The 12,237-nt window shown below is 41.1% G+C and carries 14 protein-coding genes; 2 read left to right on the top strand and 12 right to left on the bottom strand.

Annotated elements, in window-relative coordinates:
* Positions 1 to 8: 8 nt before the first annotated feature.
* Both QT76_RS02475 and QT76_RS02470 read left to right on the top strand, forming a co-directional pair.
* On the top strand, positions 9 to 764 hold the full coding sequence (locus tag QT76_RS02475) for a HugZ family heme oxygenase (protein WP_033616453.1): 756 nt from the start codon (positions 9 to 11) through the stop codon (positions 762 to 764).
* 501 nt (positions 765 to 1,265) lie between these two features.
* Positions 1,266 to 2,408, top strand: coding sequence for a YbfB/YjiJ family MFS transporter (locus tag QT76_RS02470; protein WP_033616452.1), 1,143 nt, complete (start codon positions 1,266 to 1,268; stop codon positions 2,406 to 2,408).
* 5 nt (positions 2,409 to 2,413) lie between these two features.
* Here the strand turns inward: QT76_RS02470 and QT76_RS02465 are convergent, their stop codons facing one another.
* The 12 genes from QT76_RS02465 to QT76_RS02410 all read right to left on the bottom strand — a co-directional run bounded on the left by QT76_RS02465 (position 2,414) and on the right by QT76_RS02410 (position 12,233).
* Positions 2,414 to 3,379 (bottom strand): CobW family GTP-binding protein, encoded by a 966-nt coding sequence (locus QT76_RS02465; protein WP_033616451.1) that lies wholly within the window; start codon positions 3,377 to 3,379, stop codon positions 2,414 to 2,416.
* The gene (locus QT76_RS02460; protein WP_033616450.1) at positions 3,379 to 3,741 is read right to left on the bottom strand and encodes a hypothetical protein; all 363 of its coding nucleotides are present in this window, start codon (positions 3,739 to 3,741) and stop codon (positions 3,379 to 3,381) included. Before QT76_RS02460 ends, QT76_RS02465 begins: the two co-directional genes overlap by 1 nt.
* A gap of 45 nt (positions 3,742 to 3,786) precedes the next feature.
* Positions 3,787 to 4,668 (bottom strand): polysaccharide deacetylase family protein, encoded by an 882-nt coding sequence (locus tag QT76_RS02455; protein ID WP_033616449.1) that lies wholly within the window; start codon positions 4,666 to 4,668, stop codon positions 3,787 to 3,789.
* A gap of 12 nt (positions 4,669 to 4,680) precedes the next feature.
* Entirely contained in the window at positions 4,681 to 5,565 is an 885-nt protein-coding gene (locus tag QT76_RS02450) for a carbon-nitrogen hydrolase family protein (RefSeq protein ID WP_033616448.1), read from the bottom strand.
* Between the two features lie 83 nt (positions 5,566 to 5,648).
* Positions 5,649 to 6,053, bottom strand: a complete 405-nt coding sequence (locus tag QT76_RS02445; protein WP_033616447.1) for a hypothetical protein — start codon at positions 6,051 to 6,053, stop codon at positions 5,649 to 5,651.
* Positions 6,054 to 6,068: 15 nt separating this feature from the next.
* A complete protein-coding gene (locus QT76_RS02440; RefSeq protein ID WP_000743087.1) occupies positions 6,069 to 6,332 on the bottom strand; it encodes an AtpZ/AtpI family protein in 264 nt (87 codons plus the stop codon).
* 4 nt (positions 6,333 to 6,336) lie between these two features.
* Entirely contained in the window at positions 6,337 to 7,629 is a 1,293-nt protein-coding gene (hemL, locus tag QT76_RS02435; protein WP_033616446.1) for a glutamate-1-semialdehyde 2,1-aminomutase, read from the bottom strand.
* Between the two features lie 9 nt (positions 7,630 to 7,638).
* On the bottom strand, positions 7,639 to 8,193 hold the full coding sequence (locus QT76_RS02430; RefSeq protein WP_000738955.1) for a YceI family protein: 555 nt from the start codon (positions 8,191 to 8,193) through the stop codon (positions 7,639 to 7,641).
* Between the two features lie 239 nt (positions 8,194 to 8,432).
* Positions 8,433 to 9,428 (bottom strand): alginate lyase family protein, encoded by a 996-nt coding sequence (locus tag QT76_RS02425; protein ID WP_033616445.1) that lies wholly within the window; start codon positions 9,426 to 9,428, stop codon positions 8,433 to 8,435.
* 36 nt (positions 9,429 to 9,464) lie between these two features.
* Positions 9,465 to 10,547: a GTPase ObgE gene (obgE, locus tag QT76_RS02420; RefSeq protein WP_033616444.1), complete on the bottom strand. Its 1,083-nt coding sequence runs from the start codon at positions 10,545 to 10,547 to the stop codon at positions 9,465 to 9,467.
* 19 nt (positions 10,548 to 10,566) lie between these two features.
* On the bottom strand, positions 10,567 to 11,373 hold the full coding sequence (locus QT76_RS02415; protein ID WP_000770450.1) for an ABC transporter ATP-binding protein: 807 nt from the start codon (positions 11,371 to 11,373) through the stop codon (positions 10,567 to 10,569).
* On the bottom strand, positions 11,370 to 12,233 hold the full coding sequence (locus QT76_RS02410; RefSeq protein ID WP_050578747.1) for an ABC transporter ATP-binding protein: 864 nt from the start codon (positions 12,231 to 12,233) through the stop codon (positions 11,370 to 11,372). Before QT76_RS02410 ends, QT76_RS02415 begins: the two co-directional genes overlap by 4 nt.
* Positions 12,234 to 12,237: the final 4 nt, after the last annotated feature.

Genomic DNA, 12,237 nt, shown 5'->3' with positions numbered 1-12,237 from the left:
AGAATGTTTTGCTTAATCGTATTATAGAACACATGAACGCTCACCATGTAGAAGACATGAAAGGTTTATTGAAAAAATTCAGGCAAGTCCATCACGCTGAAAATGTCGCCTTTAAAAGCGTGGATTCTCAAGGCATTGTGATTGGTTATAACCACAATCAAACCTTAAGGATTGAATTTAACCACGAAGTTAAAGACCCAAAAGATTACAAAAACGCTATCATTGAATTGTGTCAAAGCGTGGAAAAAACCCATGATTTAAAAGGCGTGGAAGAAGAAGTTAAGGCTTTTAAAGAAAGCTTTGATTCTGTTTGTTTAGCGACCTTACACCCTAATGGGCATGTGGTATGCTCTTATGCGCCTTTAATGAGCGATGGCAAACAATACTACATTTATGTGAGCGAAGTGGCTGAGCATTTTGCCGGCCTTAAAAACAACCCCCACAATGTGGAAGTGATGTTTTTAGAAGACGAGAGCAAGGCTAAATCAGCTATTTTGAGGAAACGCTTGCGTTATAAAACCAACGCTCGTTTTATTGAAAGAGGGGCGGAGTTTGACAAAGCGTTTGATTCTTTCATTGAAAAAACCGGTGGTGCTGGGGGCATTAAAACCATTCGCGCCATGCAAGATTTCCATTTGATCGCACTGGATTTCAAAGAAGGGCGTTTTGTGAAAGGCTTTGGTCAAGCTTATGACATTTTAGGCGACAAAATCGCTTATGTTGGGGATAAAGGCAACCCACACAATTTCGCTCACAAGAAATAAACTTTCTCACTCATAAGGGGCAAACGCCCCAAAAGAGTGCTTTTTAAAGAGATTACGGCAAAATCAAGCTCTTTACTATTTAATCTTAAAAAATGCTAAAAGCCTTTTTATTAGGCTAACACCAAACAAAAAGCGCTAAAAAGTAAAAAAATGGCAAAATTTTTCCAAAATGACAAAAAAACGCTTTTATGCTATTCAGTGATGCTCTCCTTTAAACCTAGCCCATAGTTAAATCTCTGTTTCATCAATTGAAAACCACCGCAAAGAAGCCTTATTCTAGTAGAAGCCTTTTGTTTTTATGAAGCGCTTTTGAAGCAAGCTCTATAACGCTAATAACCAACTCTTTTTTCATTCAATCGTGGGGTCTCTTTAGCGATACGGGTATTGATAAAAGGATAATCCTTAAATTTATTCTCATCTCGCTCCCATTATGCACTATCAATTAACAAGTTTCAATATAATATAAGATCTTGTTTTTTTATAACTTTGTTAAGGATTAAAATGCGCGTGTTTGTTTGCTTTTTAGGGGTTTTTGTGTCTAACGGCTTGGCTCGTTTTGGCTATGTGGTTTTAATCCCCCTACTCATTTTATCAGGGAGTTTAACCCCACACCAAAGCTTCCAACTGGGTATTGCGGTGCTAATGGGCTATGTTTTTGGGAGTTTTTTAATCCAATTTTTAAGCCCGTTAATGTCATTAGAAAGCATCGCTAAAATCAGTTTTGGCTTAATCGCTTTGAGTTTTTTAGTCTGTTATTTTGATAGTATCCCTTTCTTTTGGCTTTGGATCTGGCGTTTTATCGCCGGTGTGGCTAGCAGCGCGTTAATGATTTTAGTCGCCCCTCTCTCTTTACCTTATGTCAAAGAACATAAAAAAGCCTTAGTGGGGGGGCTTATTTTTAGCGCTGTAGGCATTGGATCTGTCTTTAGCGGGTTTGTTCTGCCTTGGATCAGCTCTTATAATATCAAATGGGCATGGATTTTTTTAGGGGGCAGTTGTCTGATAGCCTTTATCCTTTCCTTAGTGGGGTTAAAAACCCGTTCTTTAAGGAAAAGATCCGTTAAAAAAGAAGAAAGCGCGTTTAAAATCCCCTTTCATTTGTGGTTATTGCTCATTTCTTGCGCGCTCAATGCGATTGGTTTTTTACCGCACACGCTTTTTTGGGTGGATTATTTGATCCGTCATTTAAATATCTCCCCCACTATCGCTGGAACTTCATGGGCATTTTTTGGTTTTGGTGCTACGCTTGGCTCTTTAATCAGTGGCCCCATGGCTCAAAAGCTAGGGGCTAAAAACGCCAATATCTTTATCCTTATTTTAAAATCTATCGCATGCTTTTTACCCATTTTTTTCCACCAAATCTCTTTACTCAATTTGAGCATCTTTGTAATGGGAGCGGCCACAACCGCCAATATCAATTTATTCAGCATGATGGCTTTAAAAATTGCAGGCGCGAAGCATTTCGCTAAAGCGTCTTCGTGGGTGGTGTTTTCTTTTGGCATTTTCCAAGCGCTTTTCTCGTATCTTTTTACGATCTTTTTAGGGGATTTGGGCTATGTTTTGATTTTTGTTATTTGTGGGGTGTGTTTGGTTTTAAGCTTTATCGTTCTTTTCCCTATCAAAATGCAAACAGCCAATAAATAGAAAAATTATTGGGTTTCAAAACCCTTAATGCCGAGAAAATGCTTAAAACCCTCTAATGAATTTAAGATTTTTTCACGCTCTAAATGGCGCATGATAAAAACGAGATTAGAGCCGTTTTGATCCTTTAAAATGTGCTTAGGCGGGTAAATGACATGCATCACGCCGTTAACACTCACCAAAAAGCCGCTTCCAATGTCAATAATCCCCTTGATGCGTAAAATCTGTGTGCCGTATTGATGCAACAACAAACTCAGCCAAATCCCAAACGCGCTCCACTCCATCGCCCCTTCAAACCTGATGCTTAAAGTCTCAAAGCCTTGCGAGTGCGAATCTTTTGGCATTCTTGGCATAAAATTTCGCGCCCTATTGTTGCGTAAAAAAAAGCTTTCGTAATCTATATTTTTCTTGTCAAAAATTTCTGCGCTAGGGTTAAGGGCTTGTATCCGCTCTTTTAATTTGATTAAAGCCCTGCTGTCGTTTTGCAAATCCGTTTTGGTCAATAAAACGCTATCAGCAAAAACGATTTGCTCTTTAGCTTCGTTGTTGGTTAAATGCGTTTTAGCATTCAAAACATCCACGCAAGCCACCACGCTTTGAATTTCAAAATGCGCCCCTAAAAAAACATCGCTCAAAATCGTCCATAAAATCGGTGCCGGGTTGGCTAAACCGGTGGTTTCAATGATGATACGCTTTAAAATTTCGCCGCGCCATTCATAGTTGTTGAGCGTGGCTTTTAGAAACTCCACTAAATCCAAGCGTTTGTTGCAACACACGCACCCTGCATTAAGATAGAGCATTTTTTCACCGCAATATTGAACGCTTAAGATGCGCTGATCCAAAGCGGCTTGACCGATTTCATTGATAATAAGGGCAACGCCTTGGTGATCTGTTTGGTTTAAATATTCGCTTAAAAAACTCGTTTTACCGCTGCCTAAAAAACCGGTGATGAGCGTGATAGGGATTTTAGGCATCAGCGAGTGGCGTGTGGGTTTTGATTTAAAAACGCTAACAGATTAGAATCCAGAGCGTCCATTTCTTTTTTGGCTAAGTTTTGCGCCTTACCCCACAAATCGCCTAAATCATTCACGATCACGCTCTGCCCTTTTTTATCACACAGCACAAACTTCGTGCCTTGCCAATCATCAATTTTTAGCCCATAAAACGCCAGAATTTGATTGAGCAACCCCACCCGTTTGAGCCGTGCTCTTTTGCGTTCTCTGGCGTTTTCATTCGCGCTAATAAGCGCATTTGGCTCTCTCAAATTTTCATCGCTCCCATAATTTTCATCACTCCAGTGAAAAGAACTGATAAGCTCCCCGCATAAAACGCACATCTTCCAACCTTTTAATCAAACGCCAAAAATCTTTTGGCGTTATCGCTATTTTTTTCTGGGGTTTCGTTTTAAGAAATCGTCAGCGATTTCATTGAATGTTACCCAACGCACGCCCTCGTGCTTGTTGATATGCTCAATGATTTTTTCATGCATGAGCAACACTTGCGGGCGGGCGCTCACATCAGGGTGGATTGTCATGCTAAACACCGCATAATCCATCTCACGATAAACCCAATCAAATTGATCGATCCACATTTGCCCTATATCGTGCGGGCTTACAAAACCAAAGCTATTGGGGGATTTTTTGATAAACATCATCGGCGGTAAATCGTCCAAATACCAATTCGCAGGGATTTCCACTAAATTTGTTTCCACCCCACGGATTAAAGGCTTCATCCAATCCTTGGCTTCCAAACTATAATCAATCTTGCTCCAACTATCCCCCACGCGCACATAATAGGGCGTAAAATCATTGTGCATGAGCGAGTGGTCGTATTTGAAGCCGTGTTTTAAAAGCAATTCATTAGTGATATTAGAAAACTCCCACCACGGCGCCACATAGCCTGTGGGGGCTTTGCCGGTGAGATCTTTAATCAATTCAACGCTTTTTAACAAAACATCTTCTTCTTGCTTGGCCGTCATAGCGATAGGGTTTTCATGCGAATACCCATGCGTGCCCACTTCATGCCCTGCATCCACAATCATTTTCATTTGCTCAGGGAAAGTTTCAATAGAATGCCCCGGCGAAAACCAAGTCGCAGGAAGATGGTATTTTTTAAACAATTTCAAAAGCCGTGGGATCCCCACTTCACCCGCAAAAAGCCCGCGCGAAATATCATCAGGCGAATCCTCCCCACCATAGCTCCCTAACCAACCAGCCACCGCATCAATATCCACACCATAAGCCACTAAAATTTCTTTTGCCATAATCGCTCCTTTTTAAGTGAATTTTCCAAACCCCTTTTTGGTGAGTTTGGTGTCAAAATCTTGTAAATAAGGGATTTTTTGGCGTTGCAACGCCACTTCGTTTAAATCCATTTCAGCGATAATGACTTCATTAAGCTTGGTGGCTTGCACGATGATTTTCCCATTGGGCGCGATGATTCTTGAATCACCGGCAAATTCTAGCGTTTGTTTTAATTGAGCGTTAGTTTCTTCCCCACTATGATTGCACGCGCACACAAAACAGCCATTTTCTAACGCTCTAGCCCTGCTCAATAAATCCCAATTATAAGCCCTAGCTTTGCCAAACGCACTAGGATAAATTAAAATCTCAGCCCCTTGTAACGCTAAAAGATTCGCGCCCACGCCAAAGCCGATTTCATAGCAAATTTGCAAACCCACTTTCGTGCTAAAATCCCCAAAATCCAGCGTAAAAACCTCGTATTTTTTACCCCTTCTAAAGCGCGATTTTTCATCGCCCCACAAATAGATTTTACGGTGTTTGCCAACGATTTTTCCTTTTGGTGGAATGATATAAGTGCTATCGTAAAGTTTTTTATTCGTTTTTTCAATGCTACACGCCACTAGATGCACTTTATTAGATTTTGCAAAATTACTTAACGCGCTCAACGACTCGTTTTTTAGCGTTTCCTTTCCATGCTCTATCGCTTTAAAATCTATCCCAAACTCTGCGTCTTTATCATTCACGCAATAACCGCTATCAAACAATTCCGGCAAAACAATGAGATTCGCGCCTTTGTTGTGGGCTTCTTTGGCTAGGTTGAGCGCTAATTGCAGGTTTTCATTTAAGGCGTAGGGTTTGGATTGCATTTGAATCACAGCGGTTTTTAGGATTCTTTTAGCGGGATTTTTTGTTTTCAAGATCCACTCCCATTTTTGTTTTTATTGTATAGGATTAGAAATTAAAAGAGAATTAAAGGGGTTAAAATCCATGTGAGTTTGTGTCAAAACTTACCATTATTGTTTAAAAATCGTAATAACGCGCTAGAGAGCGAGATCACAAACACGCCGATAAGAAAGATTAACCCATTAAAAAGATGCAAGAATAAAAGCGCTCCTAAAATGCCTAGTAAAACCCCATACCCCCCTAAACGCCACACATTGAAAGACATTTCCAAACCCAGGGCGAATTTTTGAAATTTTTGCTTTTCTTCTTTTTCTCCTGAATTTTGTTTCCTTAAATCCAAACGCTTTTTAACGCCATAATACGAAGACAACGCCACAATAAAAAACCCTAAAAACCCCCCTTCAAAATTCAAAACCCCTTGAAACGCTTGGAAAAAATAAACGATAATCGCACTAACTACATTGATAGAAAGTAAAATAAGCAAGCATTGGATTTGGCACATGGGATTTGATTGGATTTATTTTGTTTTATTTTGTGTGTATTTAGGGTCTTTGGCTAATTCTTCATAGTCTTTTTGCATGTTTTTATAAGCCTTATAGACATTGAGAAAGCTCGCTAACACGCCCCAGATAACCCCAAGCCAAAAAAGCCACGAAATGTGAGTGAGCTTTTTAAGCCCATAGCCTATAGCCACGCCCATAAGGATCGCTACCACCATAGAAAGCCCCAAGCTCAAATAATTCGCCCCCTCTATGAATTTATAATACTTTGGCTTTTTCAAAAATTCACACGCCTTTTATGATTTCATCAAAACTTTCATCAGCCTTTGCAACCACCAAATCAATCATCTCTTCAGTCATAGGCTCACAAATAAAGCCGGTTTCAAAGCTTGAACATGCCAAATACACGCCCTTAAAGAGCATTTTTTGGTGGAATTTTGCAAACATCTCCGTGTCGCTTTTTAAAGCGTCATCAAAATCGCACACCGCATTTTCGTTAAAGAAAAAGCCAAACATGCTCCCTCTGTTGAGCGTCTCTAAAGCGATGTTATAACTTTGAGCGCTCTTTTTTAAACCTTGAGTCAAACGAATGGCTAAAGCGTTTAAGCGGGTATAAAGGGTTTTGTCTCTTTTGATTTTATAAAGCGCACTCAACCCCGCGCACACCGCTAGAGGGTTACCGCTTAGTGTGCCTGCTTGATACACGCCTCCAATGGGTGAGAGCAAGTCCATAATTTCCGCACGCCCCCCAAAACACGCCAAAGGAAGCCCCGCGCCTATCACCTTACCAAAGGTTACCAAATCCGGCACAACGCCATAAAATTCTTGCGAACCGCTCAAACTCGCTCTAAACCCGCTCATCACCTCATCTAAAATCAGCACCGCTTGGTATTTTTCACACAAAGCCTTTAAGCCTAGTAAAAACTCTTTTTGAGCTGGCACTAACCCCATATTCCCAGCAATGGGTTCAATGATGACGCAACCCACATCGCCTTTTTTAAAGCATTCTTCTGTGGAGTTCAAGTCGTTATAACGAGCCACTAGAGTGTGTTTGCTAAAATCGTTCGGCACGCCCAAAGAAGAAGGCGATCCAAAAGTGGCGCACCCGCTACCCGCTTTCACCAACAAAGAGTCGCTATGCCCATGATAGCACCCTTCAAACTTGATCAAATCGTCTTTTTGGCTAAAAGCTCTAGCGAGTCGTATTGCACTCATGGTCGCTTCCGTGCCGCTACTCACTAAACGCACCTTATCTAAGCCTTCATAACAAGAAATGATTTCCTTAGCTAAAGTGGTTTCTAACTCTGTGGGAGCGCCAAAAGAAGTGCCTTTTTTTAATGCATTAATAATATTTTTTTCAATCTCTTCATCAGCATGCCCAAAAATCAAAGGCCCCCAACTTTGCACAAAATCTATATAATGGTTGTTATCCACATCATAAAGATACGCCCCCTTACCCTTTAAAATAAAGGGTGGAGTGCCTTTAACGCTCTTAAACGCTCTCACAGGCGAATTGACCCCCCCAGCGATCACCTGCTTGGCTTCATTAAAATCATTAATGCTGTGCAACAACTCCATGATTTTACATTATCCCTTAATCATGCTTTCAAATTGGATTTCCACTTGCGACCAAGTCAAGCCCTCATGAAAACTCTCGCATCGTTTAGCCAAGCTCGCTAATTCGTTTTTCAAGCCAAAATTCAATAGATCCAAGACCCCTTTAACCACGAGCTTATCCTCAGCAATCGTGTATTGCATAGGCACTTTCACTAGCTTTTCATTCATCCTCACATAAGCCGTAAGAGAACCTGCATGATCGCCCTCTATCACATTTCTAAAAGTTACTTTGATGTTAGTGTTTTTAAAAAGAGCGAAAAAAGCTTCTTTAACATTTTTGTTTTTAGTGTCATCGCCTAAATTGACTTTCAGGCTATCCATGCTCGCACTCGCTCCCTCTAAAAGGGTTTTTAAACTATCTTGAGATTTACCCAGTTTATAAGTGATGCTTTCAAAACTCCCATTTACTGGTGTTTTAGCCTTAGTTTTAAAGGCTGTCCATGTTAGCTTAGCCGAAGATAAATCCAAATTCACCGCTTGCAAAAACCCTGCTAGTAAAACCGATACCAAAACCATTTTTTTCATTCATTATCCTTTAATGTGGTCTTATCAATAACGCTTATTATTTTAGTGTAAACAAGCACGCTTACAACTAAAACGATTCATTTTGATAATCATTTGCACTCTAAAGACGACTCAAGAGATACAATTGCGTTTATTTTAAACTCTTTTTGTAAATAATGCTGACTGAAACAAACTTTCTGAACCATTCATCAAAAGATTAAAGCGCATGGCTATCGCTATCATCTTGAATACAGAAAAACTCATGGCGATCGGAGTTTCAGCCTGAAACCATCTTCGTGTAAATCGCCTTGCTTTAAAAGCTCATTTGCGCTAGGGCTGGAATAATGCTTGGCTAAAATAATGAAATAGGCGTTGTTATGCACCCCGATAAGGTTAGGCTGGAAATAAGGGAAAGTTTCAGGGTTTAAAATCCATGTTGCAACTTTGTTATACGCCACAGAGAGCCTTTTTCCGGCTCCACTATCCCACAAATCATACCCGTTCTCAAAAAGCAATTCGCCTGATATAGTTAGCGCAAGAAGCGCGAAATTGGTATAAGCTATCCCCTTAATGCCCTTTGTAGGGCCGCCGTGATAATCGCTCGTATCGCTCCTAGTGATCGCGTTAGCAATAACCCCATTCTCATCTATGGCTTTAAATATCCAATCCTGCCACCGATTAGCGCTATTGTGTAAAAGGGCATGATCGTCTAGTGCTAGTGCAGAGCTCACATCAAAAAGAATCCCCCACGCCCCATGGTTAGTGTTAAGAGCGGATTGAGAATATTGGCGCATCCGCTTAATGAAATCTTCGTATTCTGGGCTAGGAAATGCCTTTTTGACAAACCAATAAGCCATGTTCATATAAGGCATGTAGAAATTGATATTATCCTCGCTCTGATAAGTGTCTACGCTTTGAAGCTCTTTAGCCCAAGCGTTTAAAATTTCTATAGCTTTTAAGCCGTATTGCTTATTCTTACTCACCAAATAACCTAGCGCTAAGTCATAGGACATGAGAGCGGATTTTTTAAAACTCTTTGTGCATTTATCAGGCTCTCTAACCCCGGTAGAAGTGTAGTGTTTTGATGCGTTAAGTTGCGTGCATGGCTGTATTGTTTGGGAGAGCTTTTTATCAAGATGGAGTTTTTGGGGCAAATCTCTAGATTTAAAATCCCTAAAAAAGTAATCTTGCTCGGCGTAAGCTTGAACGCAAACGCAAACACCCATGAGTGATAAAAACAAAACAAATCTTTTCATTCCTCGCCTTTATTTGAATGGTTTAAAAATAGCGTTTTAGGGTAACGCTTTTAACAACACAAATTTAAGCGCATGCGTATTAAGAGCGCTAATTGCTGAAAGGGGCAAGACAAAAAGTGCTGATTGTTCATTAGGGTCATTTTCAAAATCACTGGTTAAATGGGGGTGTAAAAACCCCAAATACGGCTCTAAATCAAACGCGTTTAATTTTTGCACTTCTAAATTTAAAAAGGCGCAAAAATCCTTAGCCATCTTATCAATGTTTTCTACAACATCGCATTTATTGAGCAACACCCCAAAAGGCTTATTGGCTAAAGCGGGTGAAAATTTTTCCAACTCCAACCTCAAGCGTTGGTATTGCTCTTTAATGCCCAAATCTAACCTAGAAGCGTCTAAAACAAAAGCTAGAACTTTGGTGCGTTCAATATGCTTTAAAAAGCTAATCCCTAAGCCTTTTCCCTGACTAGCCCCTTCAATAATGCCAGGAATATCCGCCATTAGAAATCCGCTTTTTTCATCCACGCTCACAACCCCTAAATTAGGCACTAAAGTCGTAAATTCATAGTTAGCGATTTTAGGCTTAGCGTTAGAGATGGTGGAAATGAGCGTGGATTTACCCGCATTAGGGAAGCCCACTAACCCTATATCAGCGATGAGTTTTAATTCTAAACGCACGCTTTTTTCAACCCCCTCTAAGCCTTTTTGCGCGTAAGTGGGTTGCTGTTTAGTCGCACTTTTAAAATGCGCATTCCCTAACCCCCCCTTGCCTCCTTTTAAGGCTAACACCCTTTCTTTAGGCGTGATCAAATCAAGCCACAACTCATCACCTACAAAAACTTGCGTTCCTGGCGGCACGACAATGATCTTGTCTTCACCCTTTTTGCCCGCGCAATTTCGTGTGCCTCCTGGAGCCCCGTTTTTAGCCTTATGGTGTTTGGTGCCTCTAAAATTCGCTAGAGTGTCGGTATTGTTATCCACTTCAAAATACACATCGCCCCCATCGCCCCCATCGCCCCCATCAGGGCCTCCTTTGATGACAAACTTTTCTCGCCTAAAACTCACCATTCCAGGCCCCCCCTTACCCGAAGCGATGATGATTTCCACGCTATCTACAAACACAGCTTAAATACCCTTTCTTTTATTTGGCAAATCTTTGCATGGATTTTTCCAAATGCGGCACCGCATTGAGTAATTTCTGCGTATAAGGGTGCTTTGGAGCGCTTATCACGCTATCCACATCCCCCGTTTCTACGATTTGCCCTTGATTCATCACGATGATTTTATCGCTAATATGCTCCACCACCCCTAAATCATGGCTGATAAAAATATAAGTCAGCCCCATTTCTTTTTGCAAATCCAAGAGCAAATTCAACACTTGCGCTTGAATGGACACGTCTAACGCAGACACAGGCTCATCGCAAATCACCACGCTAGGATGCAAAATGAGCGCCCTAGCAATGCCGATTCGTTGCCTTTGACCGCCTGAAAATTGGTGTGGGTAACGATCGATCCATTCTAATTTCAAGCCCACTTTTTGCATGATCTCTAGCACTTTTGTTTTGATTTCTTTTTTTGAAAAATGAGAATTTAACAGCAAGGGTTCAGCGATGATCTCGCCCACTTTCCACCTTGGGTTCAGGCTAGAATAAGGATCTTGAAAAATCATTTGCACCTTTTTGCGGTAATCAAACCAATCCTGTTTGCTAAAATGCAAATGGCGCTTACCATTGAAATAAATCGCCCCGCTATCTTGCCTTTCAATCCCGGCTAAAATTTTGGCTGTCGTGCTTTTCCCGCAACCGCTCTCCCCCACAATGCTTAAAACTTCATTTTGTTCCACTTCAAAACTGATCCCATTGAGTGCATGGATGATCCTCTTGGGTTTGAATAACCCCCTGTCTATCGCATAGGATTTTTTCAATTCTTTAATTTCTAAGAGCTTCATCGCAACTCCTTTGGAAAACTCAAATAATCCACATTTTCATCCACGGTTTCTAAGCGTTTTTTGCGGTATTCTTTGCCCGGTTTAGGGATCGCGCTTAAAAGAGCTTTGGTATAAGGGTGTCTTGGATCAGCAAAAAGCTCTTTCGCGCTCGCTTGCTCCACCACATGCCCTTTATACATCACCACCACTTCATCAGCGATTTGCGCCACCACGCCTAAATCATGGGTGATAAACAAAATAGAAGTGCCTTTTTTTTGTTGCAATTCTTTCATCAATTCTAAAATCTGCGCTTGAATGGTTACATCTAACGCTGTCGTCGGCTCATCAGCGATCAAGATTTCAGGCTCACACACCATAGCCATAGCGATCATCACCCTTTGGCGCTGCCCTCCGCTGAGATTGAAAGGGTATTCGTGGTATTTATCCCCGGCATGGGGAATGCCTACGCGCTCTAACTCATAGACCACCCTTTCTAAGCGTTCTTTTTTATTAAGGCTTGGGTGGTGGATTTTCAACACTTCATTGATTTGAAACCCCACCGTGTAGGAAGGGTTTAGGCTTGTCATAGGCTCTTGAAAGATCATGCCAATTTTCTTGCCCCTGATTTCTTTTTGCATCTGCTTTTCTTTGAGTTGCAACAAATCCTGCCCTAAAAATTGAATGCTCCCCCCCACAATTTGACCCGGTTTTTCAATCAACCCCAAAATAGAAAGCGAAGTGATGCTTTTCCCGCTCCCGCTCTCCCCTACAATACAGAGCGTTTGAGACTTTTTCAAGCCAAAACTCACGCCATCCACTGCTTTATTCACGCCCTTATCGGTGAAAAAATAAGTTTTTAAATCTTTAACTTCTAAAATCATGCAA

Origin of the sequence: Helicobacter pylori SA37A, assembly GCF_000476015.1 — a bacterium.
In the GTDB taxonomy this organism is placed as follows: domain Bacteria; phylum Campylobacterota; class Campylobacteria; order Campylobacterales; family Helicobacteraceae; genus Helicobacter; species Helicobacter pylori_DB.
The sequence above is the reverse complement of the archived record's forward strand: the minus strand, read 5'-3'. Positions and strand labels throughout refer to the sequence as shown.